The organism is Rhizobium lentis (assembly GCF_014200175.1).
GTDB classification, from domain to species: domain Bacteria; phylum Pseudomonadota; class Alphaproteobacteria; order Rhizobiales; family Rhizobiaceae; genus Rhizobium; species Rhizobium mulingense.
In genome coordinates this window covers 925,966-942,996 of the sequence record NZ_JACHBD010000001.1, presented here as the reverse complement: position 1 = coordinate 942,996, position 17,031 = coordinate 925,966, and the positions used below count along the sequence as shown (strand labels likewise).

General features: G+C 61.8%; 14 protein-coding genes. 8 read left to right on the top strand and 6 right to left on the bottom strand.

The genetic code is table 11. From position 1 onward, the window contains the following. Position 1 precedes the first annotated feature (1 nt). From araD1 to GGI60_RS04555, 5 genes are all read left to right on the top strand, one after another. Positions 2–997: an AraD1 family protein gene (gene araD1, locus GGI60_RS04575; RefSeq protein ID WP_183912223.1), complete on the top strand. Its 996-nt coding sequence runs from the start codon at positions 2–4 to the stop codon at positions 995–997. Between the two features lie 68 nt (positions 998–1,065). Then, a complete protein-coding gene (locus GGI60_RS04570; protein ID WP_183912225.1) occupies positions 1,066–2,499 on the top strand; it encodes an aldehyde dehydrogenase family protein in 1,434 nt (477 codons plus the stop codon). 60 nt (positions 2,500–2,559) lie between these two features. Beyond that, entirely contained in the window at positions 2,560–4,299 is a 1,740-nt protein-coding gene (araD, locus tag GGI60_RS04565) for an L-arabinonate dehydratase (protein WP_183912227.1), read from the top strand. Between the two features lie 108 nt (positions 4,300–4,407). Further along, a complete protein-coding gene (locus tag GGI60_RS04560) occupies positions 4,408–4,650 on the top strand; it encodes a type II toxin-antitoxin system Phd/YefM family antitoxin (protein WP_183912229.1) in 243 nt (80 codons plus the stop codon). Further along, positions 4,647–5,057, top strand: a complete 411-nt coding sequence (locus GGI60_RS04555; protein ID WP_183912231.1) for a type II toxin-antitoxin system VapC family toxin — start codon at positions 4,647–4,649, stop codon at positions 5,055–5,057. The genes GGI60_RS04560 and GGI60_RS04555 overlap by 4 nt, the downstream gene beginning before the upstream one ends. Before the next feature lie 117 nt (positions 5,058–5,174). Here the strand turns inward: GGI60_RS04555 and GGI60_RS04550 are convergent, their stop codons facing one another. The 3 genes from GGI60_RS04550 to GGI60_RS04540 are packed head-to-tail and all read right to left on the bottom strand — an operon-like array spanning position 5,175 to position 8,362. After that, a complete protein-coding gene (locus tag GGI60_RS04550; RefSeq protein WP_183912233.1) occupies positions 5,175–5,999 on the bottom strand; it encodes a transglutaminase family protein in 825 nt (274 codons plus the stop codon). 12 nt (positions 6,000–6,011) lie between these two features. Next, positions 6,012–6,953 carry an alpha-E domain-containing protein gene (locus GGI60_RS04545; protein ID WP_183912235.1) on the bottom strand — a complete coding sequence of 314 codons (942 nt, stop codon included), beginning with the start codon at positions 6,951–6,953 and terminating at the stop codon, positions 6,012–6,014. Next, positions 6,953–8,362 carry a circularly permuted type 2 ATP-grasp protein gene (locus GGI60_RS04540; RefSeq protein WP_183912237.1) on the bottom strand — a complete coding sequence of 470 codons (1,410 nt, stop codon included), beginning with the start codon at positions 8,360–8,362 and terminating at the stop codon, positions 6,953–6,955. The genes GGI60_RS04545 and GGI60_RS04540 overlap by 1 nt, the downstream gene beginning before the upstream one ends. Positions 8,363–8,904: 542 nt before the next feature. Between GGI60_RS04540 and GGI60_RS04535 the strand changes: the two genes are divergently transcribed. Next, positions 8,905–9,807, top strand: coding sequence for a DMT family transporter (locus tag GGI60_RS04535; RefSeq protein WP_183912239.1), 903 nt, complete (start codon positions 8,905–8,907; stop codon positions 9,805–9,807). A 53-nt stretch (positions 9,808–9,860) separates the two neighbouring features. Here GGI60_RS04535 and GGI60_RS04530 read toward each other — a convergent pair whose 3' ends face one another. From GGI60_RS04530 to GGI60_RS04520, 3 genes are all read right to left on the bottom strand, one after another. Then, positions 9,861–11,537 (bottom strand): DEAD/DEAH box helicase, encoded by a 1,677-nt coding sequence (locus tag GGI60_RS04530; protein WP_183913844.1) that lies wholly within the window; start codon positions 11,535–11,537, stop codon positions 9,861–9,863. Positions 11,538–11,783: 246 nt separating this feature from the next. Further along, positions 11,784–12,899, bottom strand: a complete 1,116-nt coding sequence (locus GGI60_RS04525; protein ID WP_183912241.1) for a DNA alkylation repair protein — start codon at positions 12,897–12,899, stop codon at positions 11,784–11,786. Between the two features lie 71 nt (positions 12,900–12,970). Further along, complete coding sequence (locus GGI60_RS04520) at positions 12,971–13,279, bottom strand: hypothetical protein (RefSeq protein ID WP_009991478.1); 309 nt, start codon at positions 13,277–13,279, stop codon at positions 12,971–12,973. On the opposite strand from GGI60_RS04520, the gene GGI60_RS04515 reads away from it, so the two are divergent. Further along, on the top strand, positions 13,278–13,577 hold the full coding sequence (locus GGI60_RS04515) for a hypothetical protein (protein WP_125461987.1): 300 nt from the start codon (positions 13,278–13,280) through the stop codon (positions 13,575–13,577). The genes GGI60_RS04520 and GGI60_RS04515 overlap by 2 nt on opposite strands. Positions 13,578–13,620: 43 nt before the next feature. Beyond that, positions 13,621–17,013, top strand: coding sequence for a response regulator (locus GGI60_RS04510; protein ID WP_183912243.1), 3,393 nt, complete (start codon positions 13,621–13,623; stop codon positions 17,011–17,013). Positions 17,014–17,031: the final 18 nt, after the last annotated feature.

Sequence of the window (17,031 nt, the reverse complement as noted above, 5' to 3'; positions counted from 1 at the left end):
CGTGCTTATTTCCCAGATCAAGGGTGCCAACGGAGAGATTGTCGTCGCCGTGCGCGAGCAGGGCGGCGCGGCAAGGTCGGTCAACAACGCCGGCAGCGTCTATGCGCTGGCGATGGAAGCTGCCGACGGCGGCAAGTCGCTGGCGGCAGTTATTGAGGCCCATGGCTACGGCGAGGCCGTCGATCTTGAGAAGGCCTATGCGGAAGGGCGCTTCCTGCCGCCGATTACCCATCCCGACGCCGCTCACCTGCATCTGACCGGAACCGGCCTCACCCATCTCGGCTCGGCCGCCACCCGCGATAGCATGCACAAGAAGACCACCGAGGCGGCCGAGGAAACGCTGACCGACTCGATGAAGATGTTCAAGATGGGCCTCGAGAACGGCAAGCCGAAAGCCGGCGAAAAGGGCGTGCAGCCCGAATGGTTCTATAAGGGCAACGGCCATGGCGCGGCGGCCCCCGGCGCGCCGCTTGTCTCGCCCTCCTTCGCGCTCGACGGCGGCGAAGAGCCGGAAATGGCCGGCATCTACGTCATCGCCAAGGACGGAACGCCGTTCCGCATTGGCTTTGCGCTGTCGAACGAGTTTTCCGACCACGTCACCGAGCGGATGAACTATCTCTTCCTTGCCCATTCGAAGCTGCGCCCGGCAAGCTTCGGCCCTGAGATCCGCATCGGCGCAGCACCGGAAGATATTCGCGGCACGTCGCGCATCAAGCGCGGCGACAAGGTGATCTTCGAAAAACCCTTCCTTTCGGGCGAGGCGAATATGTCGCACACGTTCGCCAATCTGGAATATCACCATTTCAAATATGGCCTCTTCCGGGTTCCGGGAGACGTTCATGTCCATATGTTCGGCACGGCGACACTTTCCTTTGCCGACGGCATCAAGACGGAAGAGGGCGACCTCTTCGAGATCGAAGTCGCCGAATTCGGCCTGCCGCTCAGGAATCCCCTGAAGGTAGCGGCCGAAGAAGAGATTTCCGTCAAGCAGCTCTGATTTTCGAGGCCGGGCTGCGTCCGCAGCCGGGCCGTGTTTGTAAACGGTAAAGGAGGCTTGTTGAGCCCATGACCATTTATCAAAACCTGATCGCCGGCGAATGGGTCGGCACGAACGCGACGAAGAACATCAACCCGTCGGACACCAACGAAGTCGTCGGTCTCTATGCCGACGGCAGCGCCGAAGACACCAAGAACGCCATCGCCGCTGCCAAGGCCGCCTTTCCGGCCTGGTCGCGCTCGGGCATCTGGGAACGCCATGTCATCCTGAAGAAGACGGGCGACGAGATCATGGCGCGCAAGGGCGAGCTCGGCGCGCTGCTCGCCCGTGAAGAGGGCAAGACCCTGCCGGAAGCGACCGGCGAGGTTATTCGTGCTTCGCAGATCTTCGAATTCTTCGCAGGTGAAGCGCTGCGGCTCGCCGGCGAGGTCATCCCATCGGTTCGCCCGAACATCGGCGTCGAGATCACCCGCGAAGCCCTCGGCGTCATCGGCATCATCACGCCCTGGAATTTCCCGATCGCCATCCCCGCCTGGAAGATCGCGCCGGCGCTCTGCTACGGCAACACCATCGTCTTCAAGCCGGCCGAACTGGTGCCGGCCTGCTCCTGGGCAATCGTCGATATCCTCAACCGCGCCGGCCTGCCGAAGGGCGTGTTGAACCTCGTCATGGGCAAGGGCTCGGTCGTCGGTCAGGCCATGCTCGAAAGCCCCGACGTTGCTGGCATCACCTTCACCGGCTCCACAGGTACCGGGCGGCGCGTCGCCGCCGCCTCGATCGAGCATAACCGCAAGTTCCAGCTCGAAATGGGCGGCAAGAATCCGATGGTGGTGCTCGACGACGCCGACCTTTCCGTCGCCGTCGAAGCTGCCGCCAATTCCGGCTTCTTCTCGACCGGCCAGCGCTGCACCGCGTCCTCGCGCCTGATCGTCACCGAAGGCATTCACGACAAGTTCGTCGCGGCGCTGACCGACAAGCTGAAGACGCTGGTCGTCGACAATGCTTTGAAGGCCGGCACTCATATCGGCCCCGTTGTCGACGAGCGGCAGCTGAAGACCGATACCGACTATATCGAGATCGGCAAAAAGGAAGGCGCCAAGCTCGCCTTCGGCGGCGAAGTCATTTCCCGCGAGACGCCCGGCTTCTACCTGCAGCCGACGCTGTTTACCGAAGCGACCAATCAGATGCGGATTTCGCGCGAAGAGATCTTCGGACCTGTCGTTTCGGTAATCCGTGCGAAGGATTACGACGAGGCGCTTGCCATCGCCAACGACACACCGTTCGGGCTTTCGGCCGGCATCGCCACGACCAGCCTGAAGCATGCGACGCACTTCAAGCGCAATTCCGAGGCCGGCATGGTCATGGTCAACCTACCGACGGCAGGCGTCGACTTCCATGTGCCGTTTGGCGGCCGCAAGGGTTCGTCCTACGGTCCGCGCGAGCAGGGCAAGTATGCGAGCGAATTCTTTACCGTGGTCAAGACGGCCTACACGCTGGCTTGAGACATATCCGCTGACCCGGGCCGTACGAGGCGGCCCGGCAATCACTGAAGGACAGAGAAAATGAAAAAGAAAGCGGAATGGCCGCGCAGGCTGAGGTCGCAGGAATGGTACGGCGGCACGAGCCGCGACGTGATCTATCATCGCGGCTGGCTTAAAAACCAGGGTTATCCGCACGACCTGTTCGACGGCCGGCCGGTGATCGGCATCCTCAACACCTGGTCGGATATGACCCCGTGCAACGGTCATCTGAGAGAGCTCGCCGAGAAGGTGAAGGCGGGCGTATGGGAGGCCGGCGGCTTCCCGCTCGAGGTGCCGGTGTTCTCGGCTTCGGAAAACACCTTCCGTCCGACTGCGATGATGTACCGCAACCTCGCGGCACTCGCAGTGGAAGAAGCGATCCGCGGTCAGCCGATGGATGGCTGCGTGCTGCTGGTCGGCTGCGACAAGACTACGCCGTCGCTTCTGATGGGTGCGGCCTCCTGCGATCTGCCGTCGATCGTCGTCACCGGCGGGCCGATGCTGAACGGCTATTTCCGCGGTGAACGCGTCGGCTCCGGCACGCATCTGTGGAAGTTCTCCGAAATGGTGAAGGCCGGCGAGATGACGCAGGCCGAGTTCCTCGAGGCGGAAGCCTCGATGAGCCGCTCGTCGGGCACCTGCAACACCATGGGCACCGCTTCCACCATGGCATCCATGGCCGAGGCGCTCGGCATGGCACTCTCCGGCAACGCCGCGATCCCGGGCGTCGATTCCCGCCGCAAGGTCATGGCGCAGCTGACCGGCCGGCGCATCGTGCAGATGGTCAAGGATGATCTGAAGCCGTCCGATATCATGACGAAACAGGCTTTCGAGAATGCCATCCGCACCAACGCGGCGATCGGCGGATCGACCAATGCCGTCATCCATCTGCTCGCCATCGCCGGCCGCGTCGGCATCGATCTGTCGCTCGACGACTGGGACCGCTGCGGCCGTGACGTGCCGACCATCGTCAACCTGATGCCGTCGGGCAAATACCTGATGGAGGAGTTTTTCTATGCAGGCGGCCTGCCTGTCGTGCTGAAGCGCCTCGGTGAGGCCGGCCTGCTGCACAAGGACGCACTGACGGTTTCCGGCGAAACCGTCTGGGACGAGGTCAAGGGCGTCGTCAACTGGAACGAAGACGTCATTCTGCCGGCCGAAAAAGCGCTGACCTCGTCGGGCGGCATCGTCGTTCTGCGCGGCAATCTCGCGCCGAAGGGCGCCGTATTGAAGCCTTCAGCCGCCTCGCCGCATCTCCTGGTCCATAAGGGCAGGGCGGTCGTGTTCGAGGATATCGACGATTACAAGGCCAAGATCAACGACGACAGCCTCGACATCGACGAGACCTGCGTCATGGTCATGAAGAATTGCGGACCGAAGGGCTACCCCGGCATGGCCGAAGTCGGCAACATGGGACTGCCGCCCAAGGTGCTGAAGAAGGGCATCCTCGACATGGTGCGCATCTCCGATGCCCGCATGTCCGGAACGGCCTACGGCACAGTTGTTCTGCACACCTCTCCGGAAGCGGCCGTCGGCGGCCCGCTCGCGGTCGTCAAGACCGGCGATATGATCGAGCTCGACGTGCCCAACCGTCGTCTGCATCTCGACATTTCCGACGAGGAGCTGGCGCGGCGGCTTGCCGAATGGCAGCCGAACCACGATCTACCGACCTCGGGCTATGCCTTCCTGCATCAGCAGCATGTTGAAGGTGCCGATACCGGAGCCGACCTCGACTTCCTCAAGGGATGTCGCGGCAATGCTGTCGGCAAGGACAGCCACTGACAGGGCATATTCGAAGCTGGAAAAAGGCGGGCATTTCATCCCGCCTTTTTCTTTGCGCTTGCTCCGAAAATGTCTATATTTCGGTACAGATGTACAGGAGATATAGTCATGTCGAAGGTGGTCGGCGCAGCTGAGTTCAAGGCGAAATGCCTGAACCTTATCGATCAGATGCAGAGCGATGACGAAACCATCGTGATCACCAAGCGCGGCAGGCCTGTTGCGGTGCTCTCACCGGCACGCGAGGCAAACGAGCGGAAAAGCATTATTGGCGCGATGAAGGGCAGCGTCCTACGCTATGACGATCCGCTATCCCCGGCAGGCGAGCCGGAGGATTGGCAAGCCGTCCGTTGATCGTCATTGACACCCATATCCTGATCTGGGCGATGCATGACGATGCGCGTCTCGGTTCACAGGCCCGGCGCATCATCGACGAGATGACGGAGAAAAGCCGGATCCTGATTTCGGCTATTACACCTTGGGAAATCGCGATGCTTGTGCAGAAAGGACGCTTGGCTCTCGGCGAAGATGTCGGGCGGTGGATCGATAGTGCGTTGGCTCTGCCGGGAATTGAACTTGCACCAATTGAGCCATCGATTGCGGTGGATAGCGCTCGGTTGCCCGGTGCTTTTCATGCCGATCCTGCTGACCGCCTCATCGTCGCTACAGCCCGTTTCCATCGCGTACCGTTAATGACGGCCGATCAAGCGATCCTCGGCTATGGCGGGCGTGGCCACCTCCAGGTTTTTGCAGCAGATTGATTGCTGCCTGGGTGTGGAGTTTAACGCGCCGGAGTATGTGTCGGAATGCCGGATGCGCCAGTCGCCGGCTCCCCGGCCGGGCCGCAGGGGGCATAGATTCACAGTTGCCGATGTCGCTCAGCTCTGGCTCTGGTTCTGCATCTGCCCACTATCTTTCACCTTGACGGTCACCGACAGCGTTTCGCCCGGCGTGCCGATGCGCATGCCGGAGATCGGCGCGGCGTCGCGGTAGCAGAGGCCGGAGGCGATCCTGACGTAGCGGGCATCCGGGCAGATCTCGTTGGCGGGATCGAAGCCGACCCAGCCGAGACCGGGAATATGGGCCTCGGCCCAGGCATGAGTCGCCGCCTGTTCGATCTTCTCCTCCATCATCAGATAGCCGGAGACGTAACGGGCTGGGACCTGCAGGGCGCGGGCGGCGGAGACGAAGATGTGCGCGTGGTCCTGGCAGACGCCGCTCCTCTTCTCCAGCGCCTGTTCGGCCGTCGTCGCGGCGTTGCTGGTGCCGGGCTTATAGTCGACCGTCTCATGGATTGCCGCCATCAGCGCATGCATGCGGGCAAGCTCGTTTTCGCCGCCGACGCTCCTGACGAGTTCCTTGATGAGCTTGCCGCCCTTTGTTAGCGGCGTCTCGCGCAGGAAGAGCCAAAGCGGGCAGAAGCCGGTGTGCGGGCCGGTGACGCCGTTATTGTCCGCCGTCTCGACCTCGCCCTCGGCCAAGATGCGCGTCACATGCTGCACGCCCTCCAGCGAGACCAGATTGACGTGGTTGCCGTATTGGTCGTCATACTCCACCTCGGGCGTGGCGCCCTCGACGTTCAGCGACCATCCGAGCACCTTCTGAGCAGCGGTTGTCGGCGGCGTCAGCCTGAGGCGTTGCAGCGAGAAGTGCGCCGGTTCGTCGTAGCGGTATTCTGTGAGGTGGCTGATCTTCAGTCTCATGGTCTGATCCGCTTAAACGTAGAACCGGTAGCCGTCGGAAATCTCCGCGCCGAGCTGGTTGTTGCGCGAGACGAAATCCTCCAGGAATTCGTGCAGGCCCTGATCCATGATGTCGCGGATCGCACGGGTCTGCAGCGTCGTGCGGATCGCGTCGGCGGTGTCGTGGGCAGGCAGCCGCGCCTCGTAATCCTGGGCGAGATAGCCGAGATTGCTGACGATCTTTTCGTAGCAATAGGCAAGCGAACGCGGCATCTGGACGTTCAGCGTTAGGAAGTCGGCAATGTTCATCGCCCGGTATTCGCCGTCATAGGCCCAGCTATAGGCGCGGTGGGCGGAGACCGAGCGCAGGATCGATTCCCACTGCACGTTGTCGAGGGAGGAGCCGACCGCCGAGACCGAGGGCAGCAGCACGTAATATTTCACGTCGAGGATGCGGCTGGTATTGTCGGCCCGCTCAATGAAGGTTCCGATGCGGGCGAAGTTATAGAGCTCGTTGCGCAGCGTCGAGCCGTGGAAGGCGCCGCGGATGAGGCCGGCCCGACGCTTGATGACGTCGATCACTTCAGGCAGGTCGGCGGCCTTCACACGCTTTTCAAGCAGCGCCTTCAGGTCGATCCAGCATTCGTTGGTCGCTTCCCAGGTCTCCCGCGTCAGCGCGGTGCGTACCATGCGGGCATTGTTGCGGCCGGACTCGATGCAGGACATTACGCTCGACGGGTTAGAGCGATCGCGCAGGAGATAATCGATCGCATCGGCATTCGTCAGCTTAGCGTGGCCTTCGTCATAAGCTTCGCGCACGCCGGCGCTTTGCAGCACGCCATCCCAGTTGTCGTCGCCGGCGCTGCTGCGGGTCAGCGACATGCGCAGCCCGGCGTCGACGAGGCGGGCGATATTTTCGGCGCGCTCGATGTAACGGAACATCCAGTAGAGGCCGTTTGCAGTTCTTCCGAGCATCAGTCCTCCAATACCCAGGTGTCTTTGGTGCCGCCGCCCTGGCTGGAATTGACCACGAGCGAGCCCTGTTTCAGCGCCACGCGGGTGAGCCCGCCCGGTATGATCTGAACCTTGTCCGACACGAGCACATAAGGGCGCAGATCGACATGGCGCGGCGCAATCCCCTTATTGACGAGGATCGGCACGGTGGAGAGCGACAGCGTCGGCTGGGCGATGTAGTTGTTCGGCTTGGCTTTCAGTTTTTCGGCGAAATCGGCACGCTCTTTCTTCGACGCCGTCGGTCCGACCAGCATGCCGTAGCCGCCGGAGCCGTGGACTTCCTTGACGACCAGTTCCTCCAGGTGCTCCAGCACGTATTTCAGGCTTGCTGCTTCCGAGCAGCGCCAGGTCGGCACGTTTTCGAGCAGCGCCTTGCTGCCAGTGTAGAATTCGACGATCTCCGGCATATAGGAATAGATCGCCTTGTCGTCGCAAATGCCGGTTCCGGGCGCGTTGGCAATGGTGATGTTGCCGGAGCGATAGACGTCCATGATGCCGGGGATGCCGAGCGCAGAATCGGCTCGGAAGGTGAGGGGATCGAGGAAGTCGTCGTCGACTCGGCGGTAAAGCACGTCGATCGCCTCGTAGCCGCGGGTCGTGCGCATTTTCACCTTGCCGTCGATGACGCGCAGATCAGAGCCCTCGACCAGTTCGACGCCCATCATGTCGGCGAGGAAGGAATGCTCGTAATAGGCCGAATTATAGATGCCCGGCGTCAGCACCGCGACGCGCGGCTTGCCGGTGCAGCCGGGAGGCGCAAGCGAAGCAAGACTCTGGCGCAGCAGATAGGGATAGTCTTCGACGCGCTGCACCTTGTTCTCATGGAAGAGTTCCGGGAACATCTGCATCATGGTTTCCCGATTTTCCAGCATGTAGCTGACGCCGGAAGGCGTGCGGGCATTATCCTCCAGCACGTAGAACTGATCCTCGCCGGTGCGCACGATGTCAGTGCCGACGATATGGGTGTAGACGCCGCCGGGCGGGCGGAAGCCGATCATCTCGGACAGAAAGGCGACATTGTGCTCGATCAACTCGCGCGGAACGCGGCCGGCACGGATGATCTCCTGCTTATGGTAGATATCGTCGAGAAAGGCGTTGAGCGCGATCACCCGTTGTTCGATGCCTTGGGCAAGCTTGCGCCATTCGCGGGCGGAGATGATGCGGGGAATGATATCGAAGGGAATGAGCTTTTCGGAACTGTCGGCATGGCCATAGACCGCGAAGGTGATGCCGGTCTTCCGGAAGATGTTTTCCGCATCGCGGGACTTGGCAATCAGATGCGACCGGTCTTGGCTATTGTACCACTCAAAATATTTTTCATAAGGCGGGCGAGGACTTTCGTCCCCGGTAATCATTTCGTCAAATGCCAAAGGTGCGGCTCCCCTTTTTTGTTCATTTGAATACAACGCAAATTGCAATGCAAGAACCATGCGCAGTTCGTGGAAAAGATTTTGCGTTGCGGGAAAGAGGCAGAATTCCGGCCATTTGAGGTGATGCAGCAAATGGGGTTTTGCAAAGATTGCGCAAAATTTGGGCAAGTGGTGGTTTTTTCGCTCGGCGGATATTTGGGGCATGGACTTCCGACACGCTCCCTCATCCTGTGCTTGTCACGGGAATCCAGCTACACGCGTCCGCGCCGTGAATGACTTCTAAAGTGAAGAGGGTCTATCGCGCCAAAGGACTCGGGCTCACTGGATTCCTGTGACGAGCACCGGAATGAGGTAGAGTGCGGGGAAGCGCCGAAAAATCCTCAATGCGGGAACATACTGGCGAGCTTCCGACATGACTCTTTGGTCACATTGAATTGTCCAGCCATCAACGGAATTTCAAATAAGCATCAACGCTTCGCCTTTGACCGCGGCCCTCGGGTGCAGCTATCAGCACGGCGAACTCCTTTCCGCTGAGCAGCCCCATGTCCCTCGACCGCTTCGCCCCCGCCGTCTTCGTCCTGCTCTGGTCCACTGGCTGGGTGGTGGCGAAATATGCGGCGCTGCATTCCGAGCCTTTTACCTTCCTTTCGATACGTTACGCGCTGTCGGCCCTGGCGTTCCTCGCCTTTTGCGTGGCGACCGGGGCGCAATGGCCGAAAAGCCGGGCGACGGCGCTGCGGGCTGTTTATTCCGGTTTCTTCCTGCACGGGTTTTATCTCGCCGGCCTGTGGTGGGCGATCGCCAATGGCGTGCCGGCCGGCATATCGGGCATCATCGCGGCGCTGCAGCCGTTGTTGACGGCGATGGCGGCTCCGTTTCTCGTCGGCGAGCGGTTGCAACAGGCGCAGAAGCTCGGCCTTGTCTTCGGCTTCATCGGCATTGCCATTGCCATTTCGCCGAAACTCCTCGATCCGGCGACCGCCGATCTCACGCATGCGGCCCTGCCGCTGGCGATCAACCTTATCGCCATGGGGGCCGTCACCTACGGCACGCTCTACCAGAAGAAGCACTTGCAATCCGGCGACCTCAGGTCGATTGCGACGCTGCAATATGTCGGGGCACTGATTCTCACCCTGCCGCTCTCGCTGATCTTCGAGCATCAGCAATTGGACGGCACCCCGCAGGCCTTTGCCGCGCTGATCTGGTCAGTCTTCGGACTGTCGATGGGCGGCGTCGGGCTGCTGCTTTATCTGATCCGCCGGGGACAGGTCTCTCGCGCCGCCTCGCTGATCTATCTGATGCCGCCAGCCGTCGCGTTCGAAGCCTTCATCGCCTTCGGGGAACCGCTGACCGTGCCGTTGATTCTCGGCACAGTGATCGTGGTCGTCGGCGTCCATCTGACCAACCGCAAGGTAGTCGAACGCCGCAAACCCGCGGAAGCATAAATAGCAAAAGGCCGGAGAATACCCCGGCCTTTGCACTTTCAATCAACCGCTGATCAGGCGCGTTCGCGGCGCTGGCCGCCGTTGCGCGAGCCGGAGCCGCCGCGGCGATTGCCGCCATTGCCCTCGCGGCGCGGTTCGCCGCCCTGGGCCTGGTGCTGGCCGCGGTCTTCGCCGTGCTTTCGGGCCGGGCGACCGTGCGCGTGACGGTTATTGCCGCGGTGATGTCCACTCGGTTCGCCATTGGCGTGAGCGCCTTGATGTGCGGGACGCTGCGGCTTTGCCGAAGGGCGGAAGTCGGAGGTCGAGACTAGATCATTGTCGGGGCCGAGATCCGGGGTCGCTTCGCCGCGGCGCTGGCCGCGGAAATCCTCGTTGCGGCTTGTGCGTTCGGGACGCGGGCGGCGTTCCTGACGGCTGCCGCGATGCTCCGAACGGTTCGCATCGCCACGGCCTTCGCCGCGACCTTGACCTTCGCGACCTTGGCCGCCACCGCGGTTGCGGTTGTTGCCATTTCCGTTGCCGCGGCGGGGGCCGCTATTGCCGATATTGGCCGGCGGTTCGCCGCTTGCTACTGCGATGTCGATGCCCATCAGGCGCTCGATGTCACGCAGCAGCTTGGCTTCGTCCGGGGCGCAGAAGGCAATCGCGATGCCGTCGCGGCCGGCGCGCGCCGTGCGGCCAATGCGATGGACATAGGCGTCGGGCACTTCCGGGAGGTCGTAGTTGTAGACGTGGCTGACGGCAGGGATGTCGATTCCGCGGGCGGCAACGTCGGTGGCGATCAGCGTCTTGATGCTGCCGTCACGGAAGGCCTTCAGCGCCCGCTCGCGCTGGCCCTGGCTCTTATTGCCGTGGATCGAGGCGACGGAATAGCCGATATTGTCGAGGTGCTTCATCAGCTTCTCCGCACCGTGCTTGGTGCGCAGGAAGACGATGGCGCGGCCGTCGGGATTTTCGGTCAGCGACTTGCGCAGCAGTTCCGTCTTGTCGTTCTTGCCGGCGACGAAATGGACATACTGCTCGACCTTGTCGGCAGCCTTGCCCGGAGGCGTGACTTCGACCTTGACGGGATCGACGAGATATTCCCCGGCGAGATCGGCGATCGTCTTCGGCATGGTGGCCGAAAACAGCATGGTCTGGCGCTTCTTCGGCACCAGCTTGGCGATCTTGCGCAGATCGTGCACGAAGCCGAGGTCGAGCATCTGGTCGGCCTCATCAAGCACGAGATAACGCACTGTGGTCAGGGTGATGGCGCGGCGATTGACGAGATCGAGCAGGCGGCCGGGCGTTGCGACCAGGACATCGGTGCCCTTTTCGAGCTGCAGCTGCTGCTTGTTGATCGAGACCCCACCGACGACGACGTTGACGCGCAGGTGCGACTTGCGGATGAACTTCTTCAGATTGTCGGCGATCTGGTTCACCAGTTCGCGGGTCGGCGCCAGGATCAGCGTCCGCGTCGTGCGGTTGTCAGGGCGGCGCTCGTCGGCAAGCAGCTTTTCGATGAGCGGCAGGCCGAAGGCGGCGGTCTTGCCGGTGCCGGTCTGGGCAAGGCCAATCAGGTCTCGGCCCTGGAGGAGGAGGGGGATGGCCTGTTCCTGGATCGGCGTCGGCGTTTCGATGCCGAGCTGGAACAAGGTGGCGACGATCGGCTTGGAGACACCAAGCGATTCAAAATTAGTCAAGGCATAACCTTTCGGGGCGCCACAATGACTATGGCCGGAACGCACCATGCGATCCGGTTTCATTCTGGCGTCAAGAACCCCGCGTGAAGTGGGAACTTGTGAGTTGGAAAAAGCTTTCCAGCGCTTCTGGCCGCTCTTGGGAGTGCGGCGCTCTATCGAAATGCGCTTTTGTCCCTTCTTCCTGCGTTTCGTATTTTTGAGCAGGGGCACGCTCACGCGGCGGCCGGAAGGGTGAAAGCTGAGCCGCATTTGGGCTATTTCGCGTGGAAAGTCAAGTGCGGTGCACAAAAAGCCTTAGCCCGGGTTGGACGACGGCATTTTCAGGATGAAGCTTTGCGACGCGCTTTCCGCACCGTTGACAAGGATGGCGATGCGATGCTGCCCGGGATAATAGCGTCGCGTCGTGATCGGCCGCATAGCGTGGCAGCGCTCGATCGCCTGGCTCTGCCCGGGCGCAAGCATGATCGTCTTGCACTTGAATACTTTCGGCGACAGCGAGCCATCAGCCTTCACATGGTGAATGGCGTAGTCAATCATCACCGATTGCGCGGCCTTGCTGCCATTGGTCACTCGGATTGCGAAATCCAACCCTTCGCCGAACATCACCTCCCCTTTAACCAGGCGCAGTTCGCATTGGAGCGACGCGGCAGCGGCGAACCCGAAATTGGCGAGCGCCTGCGTATGGCCCTTCTTCAGGAGCGTGCGCGAAGCGTGCTTCAGCAGGCGGCGCCGCTCGGAAGAGGCACCCTTAATATGGCAGGCAATGAAGGTGGCGACCAGATCTTGATGATCCTTGGCGATATCGTTGAGGCTGTTGGCGACCGAGCGGCGGACATAATCCTCCGGATCATCCATCAGGGCGGTCAGGATCGGCAGGATCGGCGCCGGGTCCTTGATGAGCTCCGGCAGGCGCATGGCCCAGGGCAGGCGCGGCCGCGTTCCCTCACTCGCCAGCCGGCGCACATGTTGGTCGGGATCGCCGATCCAGCCGGAGATGATGGCAAGCGCCCGCTGCTGGTCGCGATGGATGAAGGGACGGATACCGTATTCGGCGGTGAAATGCGGTGTCAGCGCCTTGAGGAGATCGAGGCTGAGTTCGAAATGATTGGGGCCGCGGGCGGCAATGAACTGGTTGACCGGCAGCAGCATCCAGCCGGTCAGACCGGGCCTGCCTGACGCAGGCAGGCTTGCCTTCAGGATGGCGGCTGCTTCAGGAAAATCCTCGGGAAGCGTGGCGAAAAGCGCGTCGCGGATCAGCGCCGAGCGTTCCATCAGCTCCAGCGCCACGAGGCCGTCGGTCGCGAGCTTCACGAACCGGGCCTTCTCGAAGGAGGGCGCGTTGGCGGCGAGGCGATCGGCCATATCGCCAATCAACGCGTCATGCAGCAGGTTCTTGAGCGGTTCCGGCATTCTGATCCTCCCTCTGCGGGAGGTTTGGACCGACGCCGCCGGGAGGTCAAGCGGCGCCGGATGCGGGGGCTCTATTCAGGGCATACTTTGACGCGATAAGGCTCGCCCCAGCGATCGTGCCGCCATTCGATATGACAATAGTGCGGCCGGTAATAGGTCCGGTAGACGGGATAGGGCCGATAAACAGGGTAGGTCGGATAGACCGGATAGGCGGGGCGGGCGGCCTCCGACAGGAGAGCGCCGCCGACGACCCCGGCGGCGAGGCCGCCCCAGAAGGCATCGCGCGGGCGGGCATCGGCAGTGGTGGCGGTAGCGAGCGAGGCGCCGGCAAGGATCAGCGCGGTCAGGCCCGTCGCCATGGTCTTATGAAGAACGGACATGGTATTTTCCTCAATTTGGACTGGCTTCCATAAAGCCATTTCAAGACTCTGCCCGGATCGCGGCGGAGCGATGGCCGCGCAAGCGCTTCGAGGATTAAATTTTCGTCATGATTTCAATGGAGCGGACGTGGCAGGAAACGATCCGGGGGTTGCAGGATCGCAGCTTGCTGGTGGGGCCCTTTCAGCCGCCTGGAGCAGGGCTGCCCATATGAGCTGTCTCAAGATAGGTGAGCTGGTTCGCAAAATTGCGCTTTGCAAATTTATGGTTAAAACCTTGTTAAAAGCCTTGGCGTTATAGTCTTTGTCGTTGATATTTCATTTATTGCGGGAGCGACAATTTCTTGAAATCAGCCGGGGACATATTGGAGTTGGCTTGCCGCCGGATCGCTGATCTGGATACCCCGGCCTATGTCAAGAACAGCGAGTTGCGCTATGTCGCCGTCAACGAGGCCTATGCGAAATTCCTCGGCCGAGAGATTTCCGATTTCATCGGCAGGCGAAGCCGCGAACTCTTCGATCGCCCTGAAGAAGAGCACCGCGAGGACAAGGAGCGCCGCGCACTTGTGTTCGGCACCGAGGAGAACGCCATCTGCTTCGACGCGGCGAACCTTACCCATGAGCGCATTCAGATCGAAAGCTTCTCGCCGTCGCCGGATCGGATCTATGTGCTCGGCATGTTCGAACCCGGTGAGCGCCGCGCCACTGGCAACAGGGCTAACGGCGGCTCTCGGACTGTAAACGATTCCGGAGTCGCCGCGGATTTCGCCCAGGTGCGCGAGGCGCTGGAAAAGCTCGATTACCCGATCGGCATCTTCGCCGCAGACGGCCGCCCGCTGGTTGTCAACGCCGCTCATCGTAAGGGCGCACCTCCTGCGCCCGCCGGCGATTCGGCCTGGGGTGACAGCGTCAGCGAACTCGACGCGCTGCGCACAGTGCTGGAAGATCTACCGGTTGCGGTCTTCGTACGCGACGACAAGCATCGCCTGATCTATGCCAACAAATACTACGAGACCTTCAGCGGCGGCACCCGCTCCGAGTATCTGGGAATGACCGAACACGAGATGTTCGGGCCCGAAGGTGCTGAGCCGATCTACCAGGAAAACCTGCTGGCGCTCAGGGATGGCATTTCGGTGGAGCTCGAGAGCGAGATGCCGAGCAAAGGCGGGCACGTCTATCCCGTCATCTCGCGCGTCAACCGCGTCATCACGGCGGATGGGCGAACCTACGTCGTCGGCTCCTTTTCCGACATCTCGCCGCTCAAGGAGCGCGAGAAGGCGCTGATCGCCTCGCGCAAGCAGGAAGAAGTGCTGCACCGGGATATCGAGAGCATCCTGCGTTCGCTGCCGATCGGCGTGCTGATCCTCGATAACGACCACCGGATTCTCTACGTCAACGACGAATTCTACAGCATCTGGGAGCTGCCGCGCGAGGACCGTTTCGACGGGCGCCCCTTCATCGATGTCATTCGCCGGAACTACGAGCTCGGGCGCTACGACGGGACGCGAACGCCGGAAGAGCTCTATGCCTTTCGCAAGCACTTGTTCGAAGCCGAGGAGCCGGAGCCGATCGAGGTCGGCTGGACGGGCGGGAAATCCGTCATCTTCGACAGCCGGCGCATTTCCAACGACCGCATTCTGCTGACCTATGCCGATATTTCGGCGGTGCGCGAGCGGGAGAAGGAAATTCACGAAACCCGCGCCGCGCTCGAGCGGGTCGGCGAAATGATGCGCGATGCGACGCACGCCATGTCGCAAGGGCTTGCCATCGTCCAGGACGGCATCATCAAGATGTCCAACGAGGCGATGGCCGATATCCTGCAGATCCCGCCGCATTATATCGCGGCCGGCCAGGGCTGGCTCGGCATGTTCGAATTCTGCGCGGCGCGTGGCGATTTTCACGATGCGGCGGCCGAAATCCTGCAGGAGTGGCGCGCCAATATCGCGGCCAGGCAACCGATCTCCACCGTCTTCCATGTCGCCGGCGAGCGCTGGGTGAATATGGATGCGACTGTCAGCACTGGGCAGCATTGGGTGGCGCTGTTTACCGATGTCACCGAGCTCAAGAGCCGTGAGGAGGAATTGCGTGAGCTGCTGTCGCGCGCTGAAGCCGCCGACCGCGCCAAATCCGAATTCCTCGCCAATATGAGCCATGAGATCCGCACGCCGATGAACGGCGTGCTCGGCATGGCGGAGCTGCTGGCCAAGACCAATCTCGATACGCGCCAGAAAACCTTCATCGACATCATCGTCAAGTCGGGCAATGCGCTGCTGACGATCATCAATGACATTCTCGATTTCTCCAAGATCGATGCCGGACAGATGACGCTGCGCAAGGCGGCTTTCGATCTCACCGAAGCGGTGGAGGATGTGGCGACGCTTCTCTCCTCGCATGCCGCCGAGAAGAACATCGAGCTGCTGGTGCGGGCCGCACCCGATCTGCCCGCTGCCGTGATCGGCGATGCCGGCCGCTTCCGCCAGATCGTCACCAACCTCGTCGGCAATGCCGTCAAGTTCACCGAGCGCGGCCATGTCTTCGTCGATGTCGGCTTCGAAACCGTCGCCGGCGGCGAGATCATGGCGAATATCCGGATCGAGGATACGGGTATCGGTATTCCTCAGGAAAAGCTGGAATCGGTGTTCGACAAGTTCTCGCAGGTCGACGCTTCCTCGACCCGGCGGCATGAGGGAACAGGCCTCGGACTTGCGATCACGGCCGGGCTCGTCGACCTCTTTGGCGGATATATCAAGGTCGAGAGCCAATGGGGCAAGGGCTCGATCTTCACCGTCAGATTGCCCTTTGCGGTGGCGGCCGCCCACCTCGAGCCGAAGCCACTGCCGATCAACGTGCAGGGCGCGCGCATCCTCGTCATCGACGACAATGAGGTCAACCGGCGCATCCTCACCGAGCAGCTTTCGCTCTGGGGCTTCGACGGCGTTGCTGCCGAAGGCGGCGGCACCGGTCTTGCTATCCTGGAGGCGGCGGCCGATCTCGGTGTTACCGTCGATGCCGTCATCCTCGACTATCACATGCCGGACATGAACGGCGCCAATGTCGCCCGCCGGCTGCGCGCCGATCCCCGCTTTGTCGAGCTGCCGATCATTTTCCTGACGTCGATGGATATCTCCGGCACGGAAAAGGAGTTCGCGGCACTGAACGGCCAGGCGCATCTGATGAAGCCGGCGCGCGCCAACGTACTGCGTAACACCGTCGTCGAGGTGGTTCGCGCCCGGCGCGTGAAGCAGGCTTCGCAGGCCGAAATCACCCGGTTGCAGGCCGAAACGGCCGTGCCGGCGCCGGTGCCTGCGGCTGCGTCGCAGAAGCGGGCGGCGGAATTCGTCGACGTGCTCGTCGCCGAAGACAACGAGGTCAACCAGATCGTCTTCACCCAGATCCTGCAGGGAACCGGGCTTTCCTTCCTTGTTGTCAATAACGGGCTGGAGGCAGTCGCGGCCTGGGAGAGCCACACGCCGCGCATCATCATGATGGATGTCTCGATGCCCGTCATGAACGGCCATGAGGCAACCCGGACGATCCGCGAAAGGGAAAAGGGGCAGGGCCAGCGTGTGCCGATCATCGGCGTCACCGCCCATGCGCTCGAAAGCGACCGGGAGGCTTGCCTCGACGCCGGGATGGACGACTACATGTCGAAGCCGATCAGCCCCGAACTGCTGGAAGAAAAGATCCGGCAGTGGCTCGGCAAGGACGACCAGCAGCCGGGACGTACGAGCTACTGATCTTTCGCAATTCACGGA